At 48.9% G+C, this 21,829-nt stretch carries 24 protein-coding genes; 8 read left to right on the plus strand and 16 right to left on the minus strand.

The features are described from left to right. Window position 1: 1 nt before the first annotated feature. Both BFP76_RS05565 and BFP76_RS05570 read left to right on the plus strand, forming a co-directional pair. Window positions 2-1,300, plus strand: coding sequence for an amino acid ABC transporter permease (locus BFP76_RS05565; protein WP_099592200.1), 1,299 nt, complete (start codon window positions 2-4; stop codon window positions 1,298-1,300). Window positions 1,301-1,396: 96 nt separating this feature from the next. Further along, complete coding sequence (locus BFP76_RS05570) at window positions 1,397-2,164, plus strand: amino acid ABC transporter ATP-binding protein (RefSeq protein WP_099592201.1); 768 nt, start codon at window positions 1,397-1,399, stop codon at window positions 2,162-2,164. A gap of 52 nt (window positions 2,165-2,216) precedes the next feature. On the opposite strand, the gene BFP76_RS05575 is transcribed toward BFP76_RS05570, so the two are convergent. Genes BFP76_RS05575 through argB form a run of 4 tightly spaced genes read right to left on the minus strand, consistent with a single transcriptional unit; the run spans window position 2,217 to window position 5,001 of the window. Beyond that, window positions 2,217-2,720 (minus strand): SixA phosphatase family protein, encoded by a 504-nt coding sequence (locus BFP76_RS05575; RefSeq protein ID WP_099592202.1) that lies wholly within the window; start codon window positions 2,718-2,720, stop codon window positions 2,217-2,219. Then, the gene (locus tag BFP76_RS05580; RefSeq protein WP_099592203.1) at window positions 2,717-3,352 is read right to left on the minus strand and encodes a ferredoxin; all 636 of its coding nucleotides are present in this window, start codon (window positions 3,350-3,352) and stop codon (window positions 2,717-2,719) included. Before BFP76_RS05580 ends, BFP76_RS05575 begins: the two co-directional genes overlap by 4 nt. After that, entirely contained in the window at window positions 3,349-4,128 is a 780-nt protein-coding gene (locus BFP76_RS05585) for a sterol desaturase family protein (protein ID WP_099592204.1), read from the minus strand. The genes BFP76_RS05580 and BFP76_RS05585 overlap by 4 nt, the downstream gene beginning before the upstream one ends. A gap of 9 nt (window positions 4,129-4,137) precedes the next feature. Continuing rightward, a complete protein-coding gene (argB, locus tag BFP76_RS05590) occupies window positions 4,138-5,001 on the minus strand; it encodes an acetylglutamate kinase (RefSeq protein WP_099593899.1) in 864 nt (287 codons plus the stop codon). 128 nt (window positions 5,002-5,129) lie between these two features. Here argB and BFP76_RS05595 point away from each other — a divergent pair, with 128 nt between their 5' ends. Next, window positions 5,130-5,870 carry an SDR family NAD(P)-dependent oxidoreductase gene (locus tag BFP76_RS05595; RefSeq protein ID WP_099592205.1) on the plus strand — a complete coding sequence of 247 codons (741 nt, stop codon included), beginning with the start codon at window positions 5,130-5,132 and terminating at the stop codon, window positions 5,868-5,870. Between the two features lie 3 nt (window positions 5,871-5,873). Here the strand turns inward: BFP76_RS05595 and yihA are convergent, their stop codons facing one another. From yihA to rpmH, 8 genes are all read right to left on the minus strand, one after another. Next, window positions 5,874-6,524, minus strand: a complete 651-nt coding sequence (gene yihA, locus BFP76_RS05600) for a ribosome biogenesis GTP-binding protein YihA/YsxC (protein ID WP_099592206.1) — start codon at window positions 6,522-6,524, stop codon at window positions 5,874-5,876. After that, window positions 6,524-7,279, minus strand: a complete 756-nt coding sequence (locus tag BFP76_RS05605; RefSeq protein WP_099592207.1) for an MOSC domain-containing protein — start codon at window positions 7,277-7,279, stop codon at window positions 6,524-6,526. The genes yihA and BFP76_RS05605 overlap by 1 nt, the downstream gene beginning before the upstream one ends. Before the next feature lies 1 nt (window position 7,280). Then, window positions 7,281-9,086 carry a membrane protein insertase YidC gene (gene yidC / locus BFP76_RS05610; RefSeq protein ID WP_099592208.1) on the minus strand — a complete coding sequence of 602 codons (1,806 nt, stop codon included), beginning with the start codon at window positions 9,084-9,086 and terminating at the stop codon, window positions 7,281-7,283. A 159-nt stretch (window positions 9,087-9,245) separates the two neighbouring features. Continuing rightward, window positions 9,246-10,082 (minus strand): tRNA 2-thiocytidine(32) synthetase TtcA, encoded by an 837-nt coding sequence (gene ttcA, locus BFP76_RS05615; RefSeq protein WP_099592209.1) that lies wholly within the window; start codon window positions 10,080-10,082, stop codon window positions 9,246-9,248. 51 nt (window positions 10,083-10,133) lie between these two features. Further along, window positions 10,134-11,357: an aminopeptidase P family protein gene (locus tag BFP76_RS05620; RefSeq protein ID WP_099592210.1), complete on the minus strand. Its 1,224-nt coding sequence runs from the start codon at window positions 11,355-11,357 to the stop codon at window positions 10,134-10,136. A gap of 158 nt (window positions 11,358-11,515) precedes the next feature. Beyond that, window positions 11,516-11,737 carry a membrane protein insertion efficiency factor YidD gene (gene yidD, locus BFP76_RS05625; RefSeq protein WP_099592211.1) on the minus strand — a complete coding sequence of 74 codons (222 nt, stop codon included), beginning with the start codon at window positions 11,735-11,737 and terminating at the stop codon, window positions 11,516-11,518. Further along, a complete protein-coding gene (rnpA, locus tag BFP76_RS05630) occupies window positions 11,734-12,135 on the minus strand; it encodes a ribonuclease P protein component (RefSeq protein WP_099592212.1) in 402 nt (133 codons plus the stop codon). The genes yidD and rnpA overlap by 4 nt, the downstream gene beginning before the upstream one ends. Before the next feature lie 26 nt (window positions 12,136-12,161). Beyond that, window positions 12,162-12,296, minus strand: a complete 135-nt coding sequence (gene rpmH / locus BFP76_RS05635; RefSeq protein WP_099592213.1) for a 50S ribosomal protein L34 — start codon at window positions 12,294-12,296, stop codon at window positions 12,162-12,164. A gap of 290 nt (window positions 12,297-12,586) precedes the next feature. On the opposite strand from rpmH, the gene BFP76_RS05640 reads away from it, so the two are divergent. The 3 genes from BFP76_RS05640 to BFP76_RS05650 are packed head-to-tail and all read left to right on the plus strand — an operon-like array spanning window position 12,587 to window position 16,162. Continuing rightward, window positions 12,587-13,315 (plus strand): TVP38/TMEM64 family protein, encoded by a 729-nt coding sequence (locus tag BFP76_RS05640; protein ID WP_099592214.1) that lies wholly within the window; start codon window positions 12,587-12,589, stop codon window positions 13,313-13,315. Between the two features lie 4 nt (window positions 13,316-13,319). Next, entirely contained in the window at window positions 13,320-14,732 is a 1,413-nt protein-coding gene (locus BFP76_RS05645; RefSeq protein ID WP_099592215.1) for a dihydrolipoyl dehydrogenase family protein, read from the plus strand. A gap of 32 nt (window positions 14,733-14,764) precedes the next feature. Continuing rightward, on the plus strand, window positions 14,765-16,162 hold the full coding sequence (locus tag BFP76_RS05650; RefSeq protein ID WP_099592216.1) for a sensor histidine kinase: 1,398 nt from the start codon (window positions 14,765-14,767) through the stop codon (window positions 16,160-16,162). 47 nt (window positions 16,163-16,209) lie between these two features. On the opposite strand, the gene BFP76_RS05655 is transcribed toward BFP76_RS05650, so the two are convergent. After that, the gene (locus BFP76_RS05655) at window positions 16,210-18,099 is read right to left on the minus strand and encodes a PhoX family protein (protein ID WP_099592217.1); all 1,890 of its coding nucleotides are present in this window, start codon (window positions 18,097-18,099) and stop codon (window positions 16,210-16,212) included. Between the two features lie 163 nt (window positions 18,100-18,262). Then, window positions 18,263-19,285 carry a tryptophan--tRNA ligase gene (trpS, locus tag BFP76_RS05660; RefSeq protein WP_099592218.1) on the minus strand — a complete coding sequence of 341 codons (1,023 nt, stop codon included), beginning with the start codon at window positions 19,283-19,285 and terminating at the stop codon, window positions 18,263-18,265. Window positions 19,286-19,371: 86 nt separating this feature from the next. Between trpS and BFP76_RS05665 the strand changes: the two genes are divergently transcribed. Beyond that, window positions 19,372-20,058, plus strand: a complete 687-nt coding sequence (locus tag BFP76_RS05665) for a rhomboid family intramembrane serine protease (RefSeq protein WP_099593901.1) — start codon at window positions 19,372-19,374, stop codon at window positions 20,056-20,058. 53 nt (window positions 20,059-20,111) lie between these two features. Next, on the plus strand, window positions 20,112-20,972 hold the full coding sequence (locus BFP76_RS05670; protein WP_165775667.1) for a lysophospholipid acyltransferase family protein: 861 nt from the start codon (window positions 20,112-20,114) through the stop codon (window positions 20,970-20,972). 64 nt (window positions 20,973-21,036) lie between these two features. On the opposite strand, the gene BFP76_RS05675 is transcribed toward BFP76_RS05670, so the two are convergent. Then, on the minus strand, window positions 21,037-21,246 hold the full coding sequence (locus tag BFP76_RS05675; RefSeq protein ID WP_240513989.1) for a hypothetical protein: 210 nt from the start codon (window positions 21,244-21,246) through the stop codon (window positions 21,037-21,039). 215 nt (window positions 21,247-21,461) lie between these two features. Then, the gene (locus BFP76_RS05680; protein WP_099592220.1) at window positions 21,462-21,671 is read right to left on the minus strand and encodes a hypothetical protein; all 210 of its coding nucleotides are present in this window, start codon (window positions 21,669-21,671) and stop codon (window positions 21,462-21,464) included. Window positions 21,672-21,829: the final 158 nt, after the last annotated feature.

Genomic DNA, 21,829 nt, shown 5'->3' on the forward strand with positions numbered 1-21,829 from the left:
TATGTCAAAATTATCTTATGTCCGTACGGAAATGCTCCCTGAACAGGCGCCACCTGTGGCGCAAGCTGGGATCGTTAAATGGCTTCGTGAAAACCTGTTTTCATCGATTCCAAACAGCATTTTAACTCTCGCATCCTTGGCATTTCTTTATGTCATCCTCAGCCACGTATTGCCGTGGATGTTCCAATCATCTTGGACCGCAAATAGCCTGAGCGAATGTCGATCCATGATCGCAGCCGCATATGGCGAAGGAACGCATGGTGCATGTTGGGCGGTTATCCGTGAACGTTTTTTACAGCTTGTTTTTGGGTTCTACCCTGCCGAGCTTTATTGGCGTCCGATTGTTGCATTTATCTTGATGCTGGTTGCCTTGGCACCTGTGTTGTTTGATAAACTGCCACGCAAAATGCTTTGGTTTTCAGCGATCTTTCCATTCCTTTGCTTTTGGCTCTTGTGGGGTGGTTCAATCTGGGTTCCGATTGTTGCGCTTGCCGGTTTTGTTTTGGGCGGTGTTGCCTATGCGTTGATCGGGGCAAAGTTTGGTAATTTGCCAGCAACGATTGCGGCATTCCTTGTGCCTGTGTTGTGGTGGTTGCTGCTGGCAAATCCTGTTTCAAACGGATTGCACAGCATTATTCCACTGGGATTGGAAGCGGTTGAATCTGCGAAATTTGGTGGTTTCATGCTGTCGGTTTTGATCGGTATTACAGGGATTGTGATGTCCTTGCCGATCGGGGTTTTACTGGCACTTGGGCGCCAATCTGATCTTTTGATCGTCAAAGCAATCTGTGTTGGGTTCATCGAATTTATTCGCGGTGTGCCGTTGATTACGCTGTTGTTTGTGGCATCGGTTTTGTTGAACTACTTCCTGCCACCTGGCACGACGTTTGACATTATTTTGCGCGTTATCATCATGGTAACATTGTTTGCATCTGCCTATATGGCCGAGGTTATTCGCGGTGGTTTGGCCGCGTTGCCCAAAGGCCAATACGAAGGTGCAGACAGTTTGGGGTTGGATTTCTGGCAATCAACACGCCTGATTATCATGCCACAAGCGTTGAAAATTTCGATCCCATCGATCGTTTCAACCTTTATCGGTTTGTTCAAAGATACAGTGTTGGTGTCGATTATTGGTCTGTTAGATCCAATCGGTCTGACCACCAATATTCGTGCGGACGCTGCATGGAACGGGATTATCTGGGAACTGTATGGGTTTATCGCCCTTGTGTTCTTTATCTTCTGTTTCTCTATGTCGCGTTATTCGATGTATTTGGAACGCAAACTGCAAACCAGTCACTAATGTTTGCGCCTTGCGATGAGCAGGGCGCAACACCGAAACAACCGTGACCCTTGCAATCAAGCGCGTCACAGAAACAACGCTAAAGGGAGACCCTTAATGGCAAACGCAAAGAAAATGGACGTATCTGACGAAGTTGCGATTCAGATCGAAAAAATGAACAAATGGTACGGCTCGTTCCATGTGCTCAAAGATATCGACCTTACGGTTTATCGCGGCGAGCGCATCGTGATTTGTGGCCCGTCTGGTTCAGGTAAATCAACATTGATCCGTTGCATCAACGCATTGGAAGAACACCAACAAGGCAAGATCACCGTTGATGGTACGCATCTGTCGTCTGATTTGAAAAACATCGACGCCATCCGTTCAGAGGTGGGAATGTGTTTCCAACACTTTAACCTGTTCCCGCATCTGTCGATTTTGGAAAACTGCACACTTGCACCGATTTGGGTGCGCAAAATTCCGAAAAAAGAAGCCGAAGAAACGGCGATGCATTTCTTGGAAAAGGTTAAAATTCCTGATCAGGCATTGAAATACCCTGGTCAATTATCAGGTGGTCAGCAACAACGTGTGGCGATTGCGCGTTCATTGTGCATGCAGCCGCGTATCATGCTGTTTGATGAACCGACATCCGCGCTTGACCCCGAAATGATCAAAGAGGTTTTGGATACCATGATCGAATTGGCGGAAGAAGGCATGACAATGTTATGTGTGACCCACGAAATGGGTTTCGCCCGTCAGGTTGCCAACCGCGTGATTTTCATGGATGCAGGTCAGATCGTTGAACAAAACGAGCCTGAAGAATTCTTTAACAACCCACAATCCGAACGGACACAATTGTTCCTAAGCCAGATTTTGGGCCACTAAGAATTTTACGAATTTATTGAATGGGGCGATGGTGGAAACACCGTCGCCCTTTTTATGTGCGCAGATCACGCGGGGTGACAAAATCAACCGCCGTACCCGTGCCAAATCCGACAGATGCCCAATCGGGCGTGTCAAAATCGATCACGGTAATTGCCGCTGTTGGGTAATACATAAATTTGGGGTGGTTCGGTGCAAGTTTAACCAAACGTGCTGCAAAATCACCGATTCCGGGATTATGCGCCAACAGCATCACCGTATCCGTCGTTCCCTTTTGCAATTGCGTCATAAGACGTTCCGCCGTTGCGTGATACAGCGATTTTTCGTATCGCACGGGGGGATCAAATTGTGCCGCCATGCCAACCGCTTCCCATGTTTCCATGCATCGTGAAGCGGTGGAACAGATGACCTCTGTCGGGGTGTAACCCTTGGCCACGAGCCACGCCGCCATCATGGGGCAATCGGTTCGCCCGCGTTCATTCAATGTGCGATCATGATCCGTAAGGCGCAGATTATCCCAGCTTGATTTCGCGTGGCGCATTAAAATTAGTCGCTTCATTCATTCCCCCTAAACACCCGCATATAATGCGCGGATTGTGCAGCATCGCGTTTTGCGCCCGCGCTCATCGGACAGGCGCGTCGCACTGCACAGCCTTGGGACATGCAATCGTTTTTGGGGTTGGAACGCAAGTATTCTTTGCATTTCGGTACGTCATATCCTGATGGCGTGAGTGCATGAACAGGGCAGGCGGTGGCACAAGGTTTTGGGATACATGTTTCACAAGGGGATTGGCGTGGTGTGGCGGGCAGATCAAAGCGTTCATTAAACGCAAGCGCACCGCGATATGATATCATCAGGCCAAATTGATCATGGATCAACATGCCAACATGGCTGTTCCATGCGCGCCCCGATTGTTTGGCATAATCCAAAAACGGCGCATAGGGTGGCCCCCCAAATGGTAGAATTGCACGTGCATCTAATTGATCGGCGAGCATTGCAAAAACGCGGGCCGACCATCGATCAACAGGATCATCGCCGCGATATTCGGGTGCATCTGTTAGACGCGCCCAAAAATCAGCGGCGGGGGCAAATAGCACAAGCGTGCCAATATCAGGATCATCGGGATGAAACGCCCCAACCTGCGCAAGCCCCGCATCATTTGCTGCCTGTTCAATCCGCGCCAAATTCATTTGCGAAAGGGCAAGAGCAATGACCAGCCAAGCTTTGCCGGGCGATCATCCTGCCATTGCAACCCTGTAATCATATCATCATGCCCCGCTGTGGGTTGCGCGATATAGGTGCGAAACATTTGATCCCAGATGGAAAGGGAAAAGCCATAGTTGCTGTCGTGTTCGAACCGATGCACCGAATGATGCACACGGTGCATATCGGGGGTGACGATGATACGGCGCAGCATGGCATCCATTCGCGGTGACAGGCGGATATTGGCGTGATTAAACATCGCCATCCCGTTTAACATCACCTCGAATATCACCACGGCAATGGCCGCAACACCCAACAGATAAACCACACCGATTTTCAAAACCATCGACAGGGCGATTTCGATGGGATGAAACCGAATAGCGGTTGTTACATCCACATCGCGATCTGCGTGATGCACGCGGTGTAATTGCCACAACAGCGGAATTTTATGGCTGATCAAATGTTGCGCCCAGATGATGAAATCCAAGATCAAAACCGCAAGTATGATTTCCAGCCACGTGGGCAGGTTCAACCAATTGAACATTCCCCAACCCGCCGCATTTGCATCCATTGCTGCGCCAACGGCAAGCAAGGGCACAACAACCGCCATTAATTTCAATGTGATCGTATTGGCGATGGTGATGCCAAAATTGGTAAACCAACGGTGTTGGCGCGATTGCGCCCGAGACTTTCGCGGCAGTGCAAATTCCGCGCCGACCAACAGCGCAAGCAGCCCCAAAAATATGATCAGTCTGATTTCCATTTCCTGCCTTTAGGCGCGGATCATCGAACCCGCACCATAATCTGTGAACAATTCCAACAAACATGCATTGGCCATGCGCCCATCCATAATCACAACTGCGCGAACGCCGTCATTAATGGCATCTAGTGCTGTTTGGGTTTTTGGGATCATACCACCAGAGATCACGCCTTTTTCGGTCAGGTCGCTAACCTGTTCCGCGCTCAGGTTCGTGAGAACATCGCCATCTGCGTCTTTCACACCTGACACGTCGGTCAATAACAGCAAGCGGTTTGCCTTGAGCCCACCAGCGATTGCACCCGCCGCCGTATCGCCATTGACGTTGAATGTTTCGCCATTTTTACCCGTGCCAAGCGGCGCGATCACGGGGATAAAGCCCGATTCAATCAGGGAAAACACGACCTTTGCATTCACCGCAACAGGATCACCCACCATGCCCAGATCACCCGCGGCCTGTTCACAGACCAATAGGTTGGCATCCTTGCCCGACAGGCCAACCGCACGCCCACCTTGGCCGTTGATCGCCGATACGATGGATTTGTTAACCTTGCCCGACAAAACCATTTCGACAACATCAACGGTTTCAGGGGTGCTGACCCGTTTGCCATTTACAAATTCGGTTGGGATTTCCAGTTTTTCCAACATGGAATTGATCATTGGTCCACCGCCATGCACGATCACGGGTTTGATATTACATTGGCGCAGCATGACCATGTCGCGGGCAAATGATTTCATGGCCTCAGGGCTGCTCATGGCGTGGCCGCCCAGTTTGATCACAATAATCGCACCGTCGTGACGTTGGATATTTGGCAATGCCTCGCTTAACAAACGAGCGGTTGCGATGCTGTCACGTTTCATGGCTTTGGACTTCTCCATCTTGGGATCCTTATCTTGATTTCGATCTGCATAACGTATTTTGATACCCTGCGCCAAGGGGCTTGCATATATGGTGAAACTTGCGCCTAGTATGTGGTGAAAATACCTGAGTCGAAAAGTTGGGAATTATGGCGGATAGCGAACAAAAAACGATGTTGCTGACAGGGGCGAGCCGTGGAATTGGCCATGCCACCGTGAAACGCTTTGCGGCCGAAGGTTGGCGCGTGATCAGTTGTTCACGCCAAGCATTTTCCGACAAATGCCCATGGCCCGGCGGGGAGGCAAACCATTTGCAGGTTGACCTGTCCGATCCAAACTCGACCATTGATGCGATTGAGCGCGTTAAAAAGCGCCTGAATGGCGGCAAATTACACGCGTTGGTCAATAACGCGGGCATTTCACCCAAAGGCGAAGATGGCACAAGGCTCAGCACGCTTGATACCGATTTGCGCACTTGGGGACAGGTGTTTCATGTGAATTTTTTCGCATCTGTTGTTTTGGCGCGTGGATTGCGCGATGAATTGGCGGCCGCGCGTGGATCGGTGGTGAATGTCACATCCATTGCGGGGGTGCGTGTGCATCCGTTTGCAGGTGCAGCCTATGCCACATCAAAGGCGGCATTGGCGGCGTTGACGCGTGAAATGGCACATGATTTTGGCCCGCTGGGTGTGCGTGTGAATGCGATTGCACCGGGTGAGGTGGAAACAAGTATCCTATCACCCGGCACAGAAAAGATTGTGGAAAAACTACCGCTGCGCCGATTGGGGCAAACCCATGAGGTGGCCGATGTGATTTATTATCTGTGTTCAGATCAAAGCAGTTACGTATCAGGCACCGAAATCGAAGTGAACGGTGGCCAACACGTATAACGATTATACCAGCGTTGCGATGATATGGCGAAGCGTTGGGATGCCTTCGCCCTTTTCCGATGATGTCAGAACCAGTTCTGGATATGATGCAGGGTATTTTTTGATCACGGATTTGGTCTTTTCCAAAACCTTGTCCAATTCACCTTTTTTCAATTTATCGACCTTGGTCATGACGATTTGAAATGTCACAGCGGATTTGGACAGCAATTGCATGATTTCTTCGTCCGCGGTTTTTGGGCCGTGGCGTGAATCGATCAATAAAAACACACGGCGCAATGATGGGCGACCTGATAAATACGCCTTGAGCAAGCGTTGCCATTTTTCGACCACGGGCAGGGGCGCATTGGCAAAACCGTATCCTGGAACATCGACCAGATAATGATCGTCGGCCAATGTGAAAAAGTTGATTTCCTGTGTCCGCCCAGGGGTGTTTGATGTACGTGCCAACGCTTTGCGCCCTGTCAGCGCATTGATCAGGCTGGATTTGCCGACGTTCGATCGCCCTGCGAAACATACCTCGAGCCGATCAGCGGGGGGCATGCCGTCCATTGCAACCACACCTTTGAGAAAATCGGTTTCACCTGCGAACAGAACGCGTGCGGATTCGATTTCTTGGGCGGTTGGTTCGTCTGCAATGTTAAATTGGATATCCATCAAAGAATCTCGATCTTGCTATTGGCGTAAATGGTGCCAGATTTTGTAACCACACCAAAGACGCCAAAATTGATATGCCCCCAGTTGGATTTCAGCGTACCAAGGGTATCAACATCGCTGATCCCTGTGGCGGGGTTTACGGTTGTGGCAACACAGCGTTCAACGGGTTTGGTGATTTCAAATTCTGCGTCACCGATGCGGATAGTTTTGCCAATCCAGTTAAATTCTTCCCACGCATCAAATCCATCGACCCAGATATTGGCGCGAAAGCGACGTTGGTGCAATTCTGCGCCACATTTTTCAGATAGCGCCGCCAATGATGCGTTGGACAGGATAGAAAGGCTCGCCTCGCTGGAATCAGTCATGCCGCGCCCTGCGACGCTGACCACTTGTTTTGGCAAGGATCGGTTGGGGTTGCTGATCTGGCGCACCCATTCCACCAACGCGGCGGCGTCGGTTGCATTATCAGGATCGGCCAACAGATCATCCAGATCGGGATGAGAAAAGCGATGTTTGCCAGATGTTTCGTCATATTGCGAGGTGACGGCCATCAACGAATGCCCGCGTGCACCGCGCGCAAAATTCATGCAACGCGCCCATTCGGGGGCGTCGAAATTGAATTTGCTGTCTTCGTGGGCAATCGCCCAATGGCGATCAAGTGGCATTGTTTTGCCAGCGGCAAGTGCAACAGATTGCAATGCTTCGCCGCCGACACCTTTGACAGGGTGGCGCCACAGGTTTGTGACGTTTCCCATTTTATGCGGTATCTTTGTTTTTACGCAAAAATCCAAACATGTTGCCCCAGATATCTGGTTTCACGCCTTGGCTACGCATGATTGTGTATTGCTGGATGAATGTGATGGTGTTGTTGGCCACCCAGTAAATCACCAAACCAGCCGCGAATTGACCCAGCATGAACATAAATACCCATGGCATCCACGCAAAGATTTGCGCTTGTGTTTTATCCGTTGGGGCGGGGTTCAATTTTTGCTGCAACCACATGGTGACACCCATCAAAATTGGGAACACACCGATGGAGAAAATCGCAAAGAATGATGATGCATCAGGTGTTGACCATGGCAGCAATCCAAACAGGTTCAAGAATGATGTTGGATCGGGTGCAGACAGGTCATGAATCCAGCCAAAGAACGGCGCATGATACATTTCAATCGTTACAAAAATCACCTTGTAAAGAGAGAAGAAAATCGGGATTTGCAACAAGATTGGCAAACAACCAGCGGCGGGGTTTACCTTTTTGTCGCGATACAATTTCATCATGCCCTGTTGCAGCGCCTGACGATCATCGCCGTGTTTTTCTTTCAATGCTTCCATTTCGGGCTGCAATTCTTTCATGCGTGCCATGGAAACGTATGATTTATATGCCAATGGGAACAAGATTGCCTTGATGATCAATGTCAAACCAATGATCGCCCAACCCATGTTGCCAATCAGGTTGTTCAAGAAATGCATGACCTTGAAAATAGGCTTGGTGAGGAAGAAAAACCAACCCCAGTCGATTGAATCAACGAATTTGGCAATACCGCCATCCTCATAAGCTTTGATCACATCGTATTCTTTTGCACCTGTGAACAATGATGTAGTCACCGATTGTGTGGCACCAGCGGCCACCGCCATTGTTGGCAGGCGCATATCGGTTTGATATGTGTCATTGCTGGCAGAATATTTTGATACGGAATTGAATGCTTGGCCTGATTGCGGTGCAAGTGCGGTCATCCAGTATTTCGAGGTAAAACCGATCCAGCCTTCTGTTTCCACGCCAATCGCATCGATATTTGCGTTTTCGCGTGGATCCAGATCTTGGTCTGGCATATCGTCATAATCGATTTCTTGGATTTCACCGTCTGAATTACGCACCACACCTTCGTGCAGGATATAAAAACCGATGGTTTCAGGCTCGCCCTTGCGTGCGATAATACCATAGGGTGCCAGACGAATTTCAGCACCAGTGGCGTTTTCAACGCTTTGAGTGATGTCGAATTTATATTCGGCATCAACACTGATGGTGCGGCGGAATGTAAGACCAGAACCGTTTTCCCATTTCAGGGTAATGGGCGATGTTTCTGTTAATGTTGCGCCTTCTTCAACCTGCCAAACCGTTGTTGGTGTTGGGACATTGTCATAGGTCAAACCACCGGCAGGTGCCCAACCATACAATGTGTAATAGGCATCTGGGCCACCCGCAGGGGACAAGAGCGTAATTTTTTCAGATGGATCGTTCAGGCGCACGTTGTAATCGGTGAGCTGCAAATCATCAATGCGACCACCCGTCAGCGATAATGAACCAGACAGGCGCGGTGTTTTGATTTCAATGCGATTGGTTTTTGCCAGTGCCGTTTCGCGTGTTTGCGCAGGCGTTTCGGCAATCGCAGGGATCGCACCATCAGCGGCGGGTGCGGTTGCAACACCATCTGTTGTTTGCGTCACGGCCGTGGTTGCAGGTTCAACAGGTGGTTCTGGTGGGAATAGGAAAAACCATACCAATACCACAAGCGCGCTGAGCACCATCGCGAGGATCATATTTTTGTTGTTATCTTCTTCCATTTGCCTGTCCTAAAACCGATCTGATGAGTCCGCTTGGTTCAATACAAAAGGCGGCCAAAGGTCAAGGTTCTTGGCCGTCTTATTGTTTATTCGCGGGTAAATATCATGCGTGAGTGCACGTATGTTTTTATTTTGTCCATTTGGTTGGGTTTTTTGCCACTATTCTTTGGGATTTGGGCGCACCAATCCTGCGAAATCAAATAATTGCGAATCCAGCAGGTGGCTGGGGCGTGCGTTCATCAGGCTGCGAAACATCACTTGGCGACGGCCGGGGGAATTTTTTTCCCAAGTGTCCAAGATTTGTTTCACCTGTTGGCGTTGTAACCCGTCTTGGCTGCCACACAGATCGCATGGGATGATCGGGTAATTCATTTGATTTGCGAATTTTTCACAATCGGCCTCTGCTACGAATGCTAGCGGGCGATAAACGAATAAATCGCCCTCATCATTCACCAATTTTGGTGGCATGGTTGCCAAACGTCCACCATGAAACAGGTTCATGAAAAACGTTTCCAACATATCATCGCGATGATGGCCAAGCACGACCGCGCTGCATCCTTCTTCGCGGGCAATCCGATACAGATTGCCACGACGCAGTCGGCTACACATGGCGCAATATGTGCGCCCCGTTGGAACCTTTTCTTTGACGATGGAATAGGTATCTTCGTATTCGATCCGATGGGGCACGCCCATGCGTTCCAAAAATTCGGGCAATACGGTTGCGGGGAAATTTGGTTGCCCTTGATCCAAGTTACAGGCCAACAATTCCACAGGCAGCAATCCGCGCCATTTCAATTCGTGTAAGACCGCTAACAAAGTATAGCTGTCTTTGCCACCAGACAAACAGACAAGCCATTTGGCATCACGTTCGATCATGCCGAATTGCTCAATCGCCTCGCGCGTTTGGCGCACGATGCGTTTGCGTAGCTTTTTGTATTCGGTTGTCGATGGCGCGCCCGCGAACAGGGCGTGAATTTCGGTGTTTTCGTCCAACATGGGGCAGGCTCCTTGGCGTTGATGCTCTATAACCTGCCCTGTTGATATTGCCTAGGGGGCAACGATGTTGTGTTCGGGGCCATATGGGAAGCCAGTGATGTTTTCACTGTTGTCTTTGCCAACCACCAAAATGTCATGTTCGCGGTACCCGCCCGCGGCGTTGTCACCTTCGGGCAATGTGAGCATCGGCTCCATGGAAACCACCATGTTTTCGGTTAAAACCGTGTCGATATCTTCGCGCAGTTCCAATCCCGCCTCGCGACCATAATAATGGGACAGAACGCCAAACGAATGGCCATATCCAAATGATCGATATTGCAACAGGTTTTTATCGGCAAAAAATGCGTTGATCTGTGCACAGATATCGCTGCATTTCACGCCAGGTTTAATCAGGGATATGCCCAGTTCATGCGCATCAACATTGGCCTGCCAGACGCGCAATTCATCCGTGTTGGGTTCGCCAACAAACAATGTGCGTTCCAGCGCGGTGTAATATCCGTTAATCATCGGGAATGTGTTGAGCGATAGGATATCGCCCGCCTGTAATTTTCGCGTGGTCACAGGGTTATGCGCCCCATCGGTATTCAGCCCCGATTGAAACCAAACCCATGTATCGCGAAGCTCGCTATCGGGAAATGCTCGGGCGATTTCCAATTCCATCGCATCGCGCCCCGCCATGGCCACATCGATTTCACGTGTGCCAATTTTGATCGCATCGCGAATGGCCGCACCACCAATATCGGCAATCCGCGCACCTTCGCGGATAAGCGCAATTTCGGCAGGTGATTTGATCATACGTTGCTGCATGGATGCAGGTGCGACGTCAAAAACCAATTTGGGTTGCAGATGTTCCAGCATGGCACCACGCGCCATAACTGTCAGGTGATCAGCCTCGTACCCGACAGATTTTCGCGATCCGATCAATGATTTTACCGTTTGCCAATAATTGTCGCGCTGCCAGTCTGTATAAACGATGTTTTCAGTGGCAGATCGTCGCGCAGGTTGCCCCGCATCAATTCCAGCGGAAACGGTTGTGGCAGTGTCATGTGTGATGACACAGGCATATGGACGCCCGAAAGAGCAATATAAAAAACCAGAATAATAGGCGATGCCATGCATGGATGTCAGGATCACCGCATCCAACCCGTTTGCATTCATTATATCGCGCATCCCTGCGATACGCGCATCATATTCAGATTGCGCAAATGGCATAGGGGCGCGTTCGCCATTGTTAAAACGAAAGTTTCGTACACGTGTGTTAAGGCTTTGTTCCATCAAGGTCTCCTGTAAATCAGGGGCAAACCAAACACCCCCAAAGGAATGTCCGGGCGTGCAGGACCATAAGATGAAGCGCATGTCGCGCAGGTGACGCCATCACCTGATGTAAATATACGCGATTTTTTGTGGCTGTCTTGTGAAAAATGACAGGCGGATTAATCTGGGACGTTATCCACACCCGATCCACCCCACGGATGGCAACGCCCAATTCGTTTGGCTGCGAGCCATGATCCCTTGATCCCGCCATGTTTTTCCAATGCTTCAAGCGCATAGGCGCTACATGTCGGTTGATATCGGCACCCATGCCCGACCCATGGGCTAAAGATCAGGCGATAGGCGCGCACGGGAATCGCACATATTTTTGCAAACGGGGTCATTCATGCACCTTTTTCAGGGCATAACGCATGTCTTTGATCAAATCGTTGAAATCACGATTGGCGGTGACTTGGGATTTGCCGATCAGGACGTAATCCCAACCCGCGCGGCCCTTTTCAGACAAAACCAATCGCGCCACTTCGCGTAATCGGCGTTTGGCGCGGTTGCGGGCCACGGCATTGCCGACCTTTTTGGAACAAGTGAACCCAACACGCGTGGATGTGTCATCATCATTGCGATCACGTGCTTGCAGTACCAAACCCGTGGTGCCACGCCAATTTGCACGTGAACAGGCCAAAAAATCGGCGCGTTTCTTAATTGTTTGCAGGCAAACGGAAACCGCCGGTGGCGTTCCACCAGCGCCCTTTGGGGTGCTGATTGTTGCCTCCGGCGGTTTCATAATTCAGATACCCGTATGGGTGCGTCTTATGCAGACAGGCTCTTGCGGCCTTGTGCACGACGACGGTTCAAAATTTTACGACCGTTTTTCGTTGCCATACGCGAACGAAAACCGTGACGGCGTTTGCGAACAAGGTTGCTCGGCTGGTATGTACGTTTCATGTCGATCTCCTGATCGTATTGCGGCCAAACCTACAAGAGATTCGAAGCCGGTGGTGTTCAAGTGCCGCTGTTTAGGCCGATGATTTGCGTAAGTCAATTCAGTTTGGCACAGTTTTATTGCAAGAATGTCAGTTCTTTCCATTCAAATGTTACGGTTTTGAAGGTTTTACCCTGAAAACTCCCTAAATACTGAAATATTGATACACGCCCGATCAACCCGCTGTGAGCCCACTAGCGCAATCGCCGCGATTCATCCAATTAGGATGTAACAAACGCAAGGGGTGCGAAATATGAGCGATACAACAACGCCAAAGGGGTTTTCGATGAAACGGATGATTCCACTGCTGACAATTTTGGTTGTCGCGGTCGTGGGGTTCATTTTTTTGAAAGACTATCTGAATTTTGAAACATTGCGCGATAATCGCGAGGCGTTGATCGCATGGCGCGATGGCAATTATTTTATCGCAGCCCTGACATTCATCGCAATTTACGTGGTTGTCGTGGCATTTTCATTGCCAGGGGCAGCGATCATGACATTAACAGGTGGGTTCCTGTTTGGCATATTCCCCGGCGCATTGTTCAATATCCTTGGCGCAACAATTGGTGCGGTGGCGATATTTTTGGCGGCCAAAACAGGGCTTGGCGATATGTTGCAGCAAAAGCTGCAAAATGATGGCAAAGAATCCGTGCTGGATAAAATGGGGCGCGAGATAAACAAAAACGAGATCAGCTATTTGTTTTTGATGCGCCTTGTGCCTGCTATTCCGTTTTTCATTGCCAATCTGGCCCCCGCGTTTTTGGGGGTGAAATTGAAAAATTTCGTGCTGACAACATTTTTGGGCATTATGCCCGGTTCGGTTGTGTACACATCTGTGGGCGCTGGGCTTGGTGATGTGTTTGCAGCGGGTGAAACGCCCGATCTGGGTATTATTTTCGAGCCACATATCTTGGGCCCGATTTTGGGGCTATGTGCCTTGGCGGCATTACCGATTGTCATTTCAAAATTCAAAAAGGCGTAAGATTATGGAGCGTATCAAAACTGATCTATGTATTATTGGCGCTGGCTCTGGTGGTCTATCTGTGGCGGCTGGGGCTGTGCAAATGGGTGCATCTGTTGTCTTGCTTGAAGGGCATAAAATGGGTGGCGATTGCCTAAATTATGGCTGTGTCCCATCCAAGGCATTGATTGCGGCGGGTAAACATGCCCACGCGATGACGACAGGCGCACCATTTGGGATTAAACCTGTAAAGCCCACGGTGGATTATGCCGCCGCCAAGGATCATGTTGCAAACGTGATCAAGGGTATTGAGCCTCATGACAGTGTGGAACGGTTTCAGGGTTTGGGTGTGAATGTGATCACCGAATATGGTGCATTCATTTCCCCAACAGAGGTGCAAGCAGGTGATAAAATCATCACTGCGCGTCGATTTGTGATCGCCACGGGTTCATCGCCGTTTGTACCACCCATTGATGGGCTGGACGCTGTGCCCCATTTCACCAATGAAAATATATTTGATTTGAAAGAACAGCCCAAACATTTGATCGTGATTGGTGGCGGTCCAATTGGTATGGAACTGGCCCAAGCACATGTGCGACTTGGCAGCAAGGTCACCGTGTTGGAAGGCATGAAGGCATTGGGCAAAGATGATCCAGAACTTGCCGCGATTGCGCTTGAACGTTTGCGCGGCGAAGGAATCGAGATTGTTGAGGGCGCATTGGCCGAAAAAATCAGTGGTTCTGATGGTGACATCAACGTGCATACCAAAGATGGCAACACGTATAATGGCACACATTTGCTGATGGCGGTGGGGCGTAAGCCGAATGTGGATAAGCTGGATTTGGAAAAGGCAGGCATTGAACCCACACGCGGTGGGATCAAGGTTGATGCATCGCTGAAAACCACAAACAAACGTGTTTATGCGATTGGTGATGTGGCGGCAGGTCTGCAATTTACCCATGTTGCAGGTTATCATGCAGGTGTGATTATCAAATCCGCATTGTTTGGATTGCCATCAAAGGCAAAAACAGATCACATTCCATGGGCCACATATATTGACCCTGAAATGGCACAGGTTGGTTTAACCGAAGCACAAGCACGCGAAACACATGGTGAAAAATTGGAAGTGGTTCGATTTGAATACGCCGAAAATGATCGTGCGCGTGCGGAATTGGCCACAACCGGTTTGATTAAGGTGATGGTCGTCAAAGGGCGCCCTGTTGGGGCATCCATTGTTGGTGCGCAGGCGGGTGAGCTGATTCAGATTTGGGCACTGGCATTAGCGAATAATCTGAAAATGTCGGCGATTGCAAATATGATCGCGCCATACCCCACATTAGGCGAAGTGAACAAACGCGCCGCAGGCGCATATTTTAGCCCCCGCTTGTTTGAAAGCAAAATGGTGAAACGCATTGTAGGTTTTGTGCAGAGGTTCTAAACTCTTTCCAACACCAACTCTGTGGGCGCGTCATGTTTGTGAATACGTTATCCGGTCGCTTTTTATTGCTGACAGTCTTGTTCATCATGCTGGCCGAGGTTTTTATCTTTGTGCCTTCGGTTGCGCGGTTTCGGTATGAATATCTGCACGAACGTTTGGAACGATCACAGATTGCATCGCTCGCGTTGTTGGCTGCGCCAAATGATATGGTGGAAGAGTCACTTGAAAAAGAGCTTTTGAACAACGCAGATGTGTTAAACATCGTGTTGCGCCGCGATGAAATGCGCCAATTGGTTTTGGCATCTCCAATGCCAGCCGCGATTGATCGCACCTATGATCTTCGGAATAATCGCCCGTGGACATTGATCAAAGATGCGTTTCACACTTTGTTCAATGGCGGGGATCACGTCATTCGTGTGATGGGGTTTCCCGTCAAAGACGCGGGTCAATTGATCGAAATCACGATGAAAGAACGACCATTGCATGATGCTATGGTGGATTATGGCTGGAATATTTTATGGCTGTCATTGGTGATTTCATCCATTACCAGCGCCTTGTTGTTTTTTGCCGTGCGAAAATTGATGGTACAGCCGATCAATCGCGTGGTGCGCCAGATGCAAAGTTTTGAATCCGCGCCCGAAGATCGCAACAACATCATTCAACCCAAAGCAGGTGTAAAAGAATTGTATCAGGCCGAAGTGGCGCTGCAATCTATGGAAAAACAGCTGAGCAAATCGTTGCGCCAAAAAGAACGGCTCGCGGCACTTGGCGGGGCAGTATCGAAAATTAGCCATGATTTACGTAACATTCTAACCACAACGCAATTGTTGGCGGATCGCATGGAAATGAGCGATGACCCGCGCGTGCAAAAAACCGCACCAAAACTGGTAAGCTCGTTATCACGGGCGGTGAATTTATGTGAGCGCACGTTAACCTATGGCAAGGCCGAAGAAGCAGAGCCAGAGATCAAACAATTGTCACTATATAAATTGATCGAAGATGTTGCGGAAAATGAACGGCTCCCGCTTGAAGGTTCTGATATAAGTATTGAGATCGATATCAATAAATCTTTGCATGTTGCCGCGGACGAAGAACAATTGCACCGCGTGATTTCGAATTTGGTGCGCAATGCTGGTCAGGTTTTGGTCGCGCGTCAAATGAAAGGCGTGATTAATCTAACTGCGTCGGACACAAAGGATACCTGGGATATTTTGATCCGCGATAATGGCCCTGGTTTGCCAGCCAAAGCGTTGGATAATTTGTTCACCGCATTTGAAGGTGGTGCGCGTGCTGGTGGTTCTGGGCTGGGGCTTGCGATTTCAGCAGAGCTGATCAAAGGGCATGGCGGTAAATTGGAACTGGTTGAAACAGGTGAAAATGGCACGTTGTTTCGTGTAAGCCTGCCCAAACATCATAACACTGATCAATAAAAAACGCGCAGTATAAACCGCGCGTTTCCATTTTCATTCTTCGGGATTTATCCGATTGTTTGGCCGTCATTGCGACGTATGGCGATAACACCAGAACGCGGGATGCGATTGCCGCCATGTGGAAAATGGCTATTGCCCTTTTCACCGGGATGCTGGATGCCAACAAACATTGTTTTACGATCTGCAGACCATGACAGGCCTGTGACCTCTGCCTCTTTTGGGCCGACAAGGAAGCGGCGTATTTCGCCCGTTACAGGATCACCGACCAACATTTGGTTGTTCCCCATACCTGCAAAATCTTCTGCGTTGGAATAGTTGCCATCGGTTTGAATCCACAACATACCATTTGAATCGAAAATGATCCCATCGGGTGAATTGAACATATTCCCTGCATTGATGTTTTCTGACCCTGCATAAGTATCATCATGCACATCGGGGTTCCCCGCCAGCGCATAAATATCCCATGTAAATGTAGTGCTTGTATGATCTTGTTCATCCGGCACCCAGCGCACGATCTGGCCGTAATGGTTTTCAGCACGTGGATTTGGCCCCTCCACAGGTGATTCATCGCCACCTGCATTTGGTTTCACACCGCGGTTTTTATTGTTGGTCAGTGCAACATATGCCTCTACCCGCGTTGGGTTTGTTGCCACCCATTCTGGGCGATCCATTGTTGTTGCACCAACGATGGATGCGGCCTGACGGGTGTGAATGCAGATTTCCGCTAAATCAAGTCCAGTTGTTTCAGGCGTTAACGCCAACCATTCGCCGCGTTGATCTGCGCTAAATTTTGCAGCGTATAATGTGCCAGAATCCAACATATCATCGGTGTTCCCACCTTGGCTATAATATCCCTCTGATACGAATTTATACAAAAACTCACCGCGTTCGTCATCGCCCATGTAAACAACAACCTTGCCATTTGGGGCGATCACAACATCGGCGTTTTCATGTTTGAAACGGCCAAGTGCGGTGCGTTTTTTTGGTGTCGCGCTTGGGTCAGTTGGATCAATTTCAACAACATATCCAGCACGATTTGGTTCATTGGGGTTTTTGGAAATGTCAAAGCGTTCATCGCTGGTTGCCCATGCGTAACCCCAATCCTGCAATCCAATGCCATAGCGTTTCATGCGTGCAGGTACGTCAAAATTTTCATCAGAGGATGAAAAATAGCCGTTAAAGTTTTCTTCGCATGCCAGATAAGTTCCCCAAGGCGTTTCGCCATTGCCACAGTTATTCCAAGTGCCAAGCGATTTTGTACCCGATGGATCAGCGGCGGTTTGCATCAATTTATGACCCGCTGCGGGACCTGTTAGTTGCATCGGTGTGTCGGCGGTAATACGGCGATTGAATGGGCTGTCTTTGACAATCGCCCATTTGCCGTTGGTTTCGCTGATTTCGACAACGGTGACACCATGAGCATTTTTACCTTTGGCCACGTCATCGGCATTTTCAGGGCGCTGCGTTTCGCGATTGGCGTAAAGAGTGCTGAGGTTTGTGTATTCGTTGTTGGCAACCAAGATTTGTTTGCCCTGATGTGAAAATACGGACATACCATCGTTGTGATCGCCAAATGCGCGTGCTTGGCTGGCAGCGTCACCACCTGTTGTTTCATCCAGTTCAGCACCGTCTGACCACAATGGATCACCCCATTTCACCAACATATCCCAAGTGTATCCATTTGGCACCGTGATTGTATCATCCGTATTTGCCGCAATCGCATCAAAAGCAAAACGTGATGTATGCGCAAATGCTGGTTCGATCAGCGTAGAAGTGCCAACGACAAATGAACCTGCGCCAAATGTTAATACACCAGACAAAAACCCACGGCGTGAAATGGCGGTTTCAACCACATCGTCAAATTCACAGGTTTCAGGGCGTGGATAGTTTATTTCGTCAAATTCGTCGAATGAGATTTCTGTATCTAGGTCTTTCATCGTGTTTCCTCGAGTAGCTTGAAAGTTGATTTTTTCGCTCTCGACGGGGATAATTCTGGAAAATCACAGTTTGATAGATTTATTGAAACAAAATCTTAACGGAAAAAATAAAAAGGCGCGAAGGGTTGCCCCAACGCGCCCAAATAAACAGTGATTTGCAGCGTTAGCGGGACAATACCATGCCCATGATTTCCATGGCTTCATTAACGATGGGTTCTGCGATATTCGCGGCGCGATCTGCACCTTTGCCCAGAATCGCATCAATTTGAGATGTATCATTCATCAGGCGCGCGATTTCATCGCTGATCGGGCCGATTTTTGCCACGGCCAAATCCGCAAGTGCGGGTTTGAATTGGCCAAATTGCTGCCCGCCAAATTCACGCAGAACATTATCCGCGCTGGTTTCAGAAAGTGCCGCATAGATATTTACCAGATTGCGTGCTTCTGGACGTTCTTTCAAACCATCCGTTTCGCTTGGCAATGGTTCGGGATCCGTCTTTGCCTTGCGAATTTTTTTCGCGATTGTGTCTGCGTCGTCTTTCAGATTGATACGGCTCATGTCTGATGGATCGGATTTTGACATTTTCTTGCTTCCATCGCGCAAAGACATCACACGTGTTGCCACGCCCTCAATCACAGGTTCGGGCATTGGGAAAAAATCGACATCATAATCATGGTTAAACTTTGCTGCGATATCGCGGGTTAATTCCACATGTTGTTTTTGATCTTCGCCCACGGGAACATGCGTGGCCTTGTAAACTAAGATGTCAGCGGCCATCAGCGCCGGATAGGCATAAAGCCCAAGCGACATTTTTTCAGCGTTTTTTCCTGCTTTGTCCTTGAACTGTGTCATGCGGTTCATCCAGCCAACACGCGCCACACAGTTAAACAACCATGCCAATTGCGCATGGGCGGGGACTTGGCTCTGGTTAAACAAAATGGATTTTTCGGGATCAAGCCCACAGGCCAAATAAGCCGCCGCCAGTTCACGCGTTTGGCGGCGCAAATCATCAGGATTTTGCCAGACAGAAATCGCATGTAAATCCACCATACAATAAATGGTTTCAATTCCGCTATCTTGCATTGTCACAAACCGGTTCAACGCGCCAAGGTAATTCCCAAGCGTGAGATTCCCAGATGGTTGAATGCCAGAAAAGATGCGCTGTGCGTTCGCGGTTTCTGTCATGGTATTTGATCCTTGATTAGATTACTAAACATGCACGCCTTATCGCCCTGTGTGGGCGACGCGTCAACCAGTCAAAGAACGCAGTTATGTATGATCCAGACCACAACGCATCGCCAATAAACGCACTGCCTGTTGTTGTGGTTGTGTTGGCTGGGATTATTTGCGCCATAGAAATTATATTTCAGGCAGGAGAACACGGTTTTATCGGCGGGCCAGATGCCGTGGGTTGGCGCATCGCTTTGGCGCGTCAATTTGGGTTTTTTGATCAGATTTCCGATTGGATGATCCAAAACCGAATATTTGCGTTTGAAAACATTATCCGCCCTTTCACTTATGGTTTCATTCATCGCAATTTCGCAGAGGCAATGATCGTCTGCGTATATGTTTTGTCATTGGGCAATTTCGTTGCAAAAGAAATTCAATGGTTCGGTGTTTTTGCAATCTTTTTCATTAGCCAAGCAATTGGTGCGATCGGGTATGCGTTAATATTGGATGAACACACATTGTTAATCGGGGGATACCCTGCGGCGTTTGGATTGATTGGGGCATTTACATGGATTGTCTTTGCCGGACGAACACAAGAGGGCAAAAACGGAGTGCCCGCATTTCGTCTTATCGCGATGTTTATGGCGTTTCAGGCAGTTTGGAAAATCGTGTTTGGTGGCAATAATCAATGGCTGGCGGAAATCATCGCTTTTGGTACTGGTTTTGGCCTGTGTATGATATTGTTCACTGGCAAAGATGCGGTTTTGGAAAAACTCCGCCAGCGTTGAAATCTTGGTATTATTACGCAATAAGACACAATGATTTACAAGAAAGCCCCGAGATGAAAACCCTGTTATCGTTTGTTCAATTTGCGCCGATCTGGGTGATACTTAAGCTGTTTAAGATAATCCCCATCGAACCGCGAAGTCGAATTTTGGGGCGCTTGACGGGTGGAGTGATCAAGATATTACCAAGCATTCGCAAACGTGCAGATGATAATTTGGCACTAATTTTCCCTGATATGGCGATTGGTGAGCGTTTGAATATACGCAACAATATGGCAAGCCATGTGGGGCAAACGCTCGGCGAAATATTGTTTAACGAAGACTATGCCGCGCAAACCAAACGCTTTCATGCAAGTGGACCAGGGATAGATGTGTTGAAACAATGCAAGGCCGAAGGGCAGGGCGCGATAATTGTTTCTGGCCATTTTGGCCAATGGGAGGCGATCCGCCATTATTTGATGGCACATGGTATGGAAACGGGCGCACTTTATCGCCCAACCAACAATCCGTTTTATGAGAAGTATTTTCTGCGCGGAATCAAACGCGCAGGCGAGCCGATTGTCCCGCGTGGCACAGGTGGTGTGCGGACGATGATTAAAACACTTCGCAGCGGTGGCTTTATGGCGATATTGATCGACCAACGTCAAAATGACGGGCAAGATTTACCGTTTTTGGGATATAACGCGAAAACGGGAGTGGCCGCGGCGGAAATGGCGTTAAAATTAAAGGTGCCTTTGGTTCCTGTATTTGCCACCCGCGCACCAAACGGGCTTGATATCAATATAGATTTTCAGAACCCAATTGAACCAACCGATGCCGTGACAATGACGATTGATGCAAATCAACGCCTCGAGTCAAAAATCCGCGAATATCCAGCACAATGGTTTTGGGTGCATAAACGCTGGTTGATGAAATAAGCGCAATAAAAAAGGCAGCGCCGAAGCGCTGCCTCTTATTAACAGACCGAGGCCTGTTAAAATATTAGCTGTCGTCTGATGCGATCAAAGCAGCAACTACTGCAAGACCCAGCAATGGCAACAAGATGCCACCTGAACCAGCAGATGAACCTGTTTCTTCTTCAACAACTTCGATCATTGGTTCTACTTCTGGCTCTGCCAAAGAACCGGCGAAAGATGCTGTTGCTAGTGATACTGCTGCGAAAGTTGCTGCAGTGATTTTCATGATAGACATTTGAGAGCTCCCAAAAATGTTAGTACTAAAAGACCCCTATTGAGCCAGTATGTATTATCTAAGATTGCGCGTGAATGATGTCAATGGAACACCGCGTTTTGCCGCGAATGGCAAATACTGTGACACTTTCGCCGCTATTTTTACGATTTTGTGCTGAAAATGGAAAAAGGCAGCGCTTTTGCACTGCCTTTTAAAAAATTTGGAAGCTTTGAATATTAGCTGTCGTCTGATGCGATCAACGCAGCAACCACTGCAAGACCCAGCAATGGCAACAAAATGCCACCTGAACCAGCAGATGAACCTGGCTCTTCTTCAACAACTTCGATCATTGGCTCTACTTCTGGCTCTGCCAAAGAACCAGCCATAGATGCTGTTGCAAGTGATACAGCTGCGATAGATGCGGCAGCGATTTTCATGATATTCATATTTAATCTCCGAAATATTAGTACTAACGGACTCTCAAGGAATCTCACCCTATGGTATTGGTTGGGTGGTTGTTCTGTCAACTTGGCAGTGTGAAATCTGTGTTTTTGTATGAATTTGACGTTTTTTAACGCAATTTACCCATGTTTTATGGCAAATA

The sequence above is a fragment of the Paramylibacter kogurei genome, from assembly GCF_002742285.1.
Taxonomy (GTDB): Bacteria; Pseudomonadota; Alphaproteobacteria; order Rhodobacterales; family Rhodobacteraceae; genus Amylibacter; species Amylibacter kogurei.

What these genes read in the sequence shown, in the direction of transcription:
- rpmH (WP_099592213.1), bottom strand. Translation starts at nt 12,296, where the DNA reads ATGAAACGTACATACCAGCCGAGCAACCTTGTTCGCAAACGCCGTCAC.
- ttcA (WP_099592209.1), bottom strand. Translation starts at nt 10,082, where the DNA reads ATGTTGGACGAAAACACCGAAATTCACGCCCTGTTCGCGGGCGCGCCA.
- BFP76_RS05675 (WP_240513989.1), bottom strand. Translation starts at nt 21,246, where the DNA reads ATGTCTATCATGAAAATCACTGCAGCAACTTTCGCAGCAGTATCACTA.
- BFP76_RS05585 (WP_099592204.1), bottom strand. Translation starts at nt 4,128, where the DNA reads ATGGAAATCAGACTGATCATATTTTTGGGGCTGCTTGCGCTGTTGGTC.
- rnpA (WP_099592212.1), bottom strand. Translation starts at nt 12,135, where the DNA reads ATGAAACCGCCGGAGGCAACAATCAGCACCCCAAAGGGCGCTGGTGGA.
- argB (WP_099593899.1), bottom strand. Translation starts at nt 5,001, where the DNA reads ATGGAGAAGTCCAAAGCCATGAAACGTGACAGCATCGCAACCGCTCGT.
- trpS (WP_099592218.1), bottom strand. Translation starts at nt 19,285, where the DNA reads ATGACAGAAACCGCGAACGCACAGCGCATCTTTTCTGGCATTCAACCA.
- BFP76_RS05640 (WP_099592214.1), top strand. Translation starts at nt 12,587, where the DNA reads ATGAGCGATACAACAACGCCAAAGGGGTTTTCGATGAAACGGATGATT.
- BFP76_RS05665 (WP_099593901.1), top strand. Translation starts at nt 19,372, where the DNA reads ATGTATGATCCAGACCACAACGCATCGCCAATAAACGCACTGCCTGTT.
- yidD (WP_099592211.1), bottom strand. Translation starts at nt 11,737, where the DNA reads ATGACCCCGTTTGCAAAAATATGTGCGATTCCCGTGCGCGCCTATCGC.
- BFP76_RS05655 (WP_099592217.1), bottom strand. Translation starts at nt 18,099, where the DNA reads ATGAAAGACCTAGATACAGAAATCTCATTCGACGAATTTGACGAAATA.
- BFP76_RS05605 (WP_099592207.1), bottom strand. Translation starts at nt 7,279, where the DNA reads ATGGGAAACGTCACAAACCTGTGGCGCCACCCTGTCAAAGGTGTCGGC.
- BFP76_RS05670 (WP_165775667.1), top strand. Translation starts at nt 20,112, where the DNA reads ATGAAAACCCTGTTATCGTTTGTTCAATTTGCGCCGATCTGGGTGATA.
- BFP76_RS05570 (WP_099592201.1), top strand. Translation starts at nt 1,397, where the DNA reads ATGGCAAACGCAAAGAAAATGGACGTATCTGACGAAGTTGCGATTCAG.
- BFP76_RS05565 (WP_099592200.1), top strand. Translation starts at nt 2, where the DNA reads ATGTCAAAATTATCTTATGTCCGTACGGAAATGCTCCCTGAACAGGCG.
- yihA (WP_099592206.1), bottom strand. Translation starts at nt 6,524, where the DNA reads ATGGATATCCAATTTAACATTGCAGACGAACCAACCGCCCAAGAAATC.
- BFP76_RS05620 (WP_099592210.1), bottom strand. Translation starts at nt 11,357, where the DNA reads ATGGAACAAAGCCTTAACACACGTGTACGAAACTTTCGTTTTAACAAT.
- yidC (WP_099592208.1), bottom strand. Translation starts at nt 9,086, where the DNA reads ATGGAAGAAGATAACAACAAAAATATGATCCTCGCGATGGTGCTCAGC.
- BFP76_RS05650 (WP_099592216.1), top strand. Translation starts at nt 14,765, where the DNA reads ATGTTTGTGAATACGTTATCCGGTCGCTTTTTATTGCTGACAGTCTTG.
- BFP76_RS05680 (WP_099592220.1), bottom strand. Translation starts at nt 21,671, where the DNA reads ATGAATATCATGAAAATCGCTGCCGCATCTATCGCAGCTGTATCACTT.
- BFP76_RS05575 (WP_099592202.1), bottom strand. Translation starts at nt 2,720, where the DNA reads ATGAAGCGACTAATTTTAATGCGCCACGCGAAATCAAGCTGGGATAAT.
- BFP76_RS05645 (WP_099592215.1), top strand. Translation starts at nt 13,320, where the DNA reads ATGGAGCGTATCAAAACTGATCTATGTATTATTGGCGCTGGCTCTGGT.
- BFP76_RS05595 (WP_099592205.1), top strand. Translation starts at nt 5,130, where the DNA reads ATGGCGGATAGCGAACAAAAAACGATGTTGCTGACAGGGGCGAGCCGT.
- BFP76_RS05580 (WP_099592203.1), bottom strand. Translation starts at nt 3,352, where the DNA reads ATGAATTTGGCGCGGATTGAACAGGCAGCAAATGATGCGGGGCTTGCG.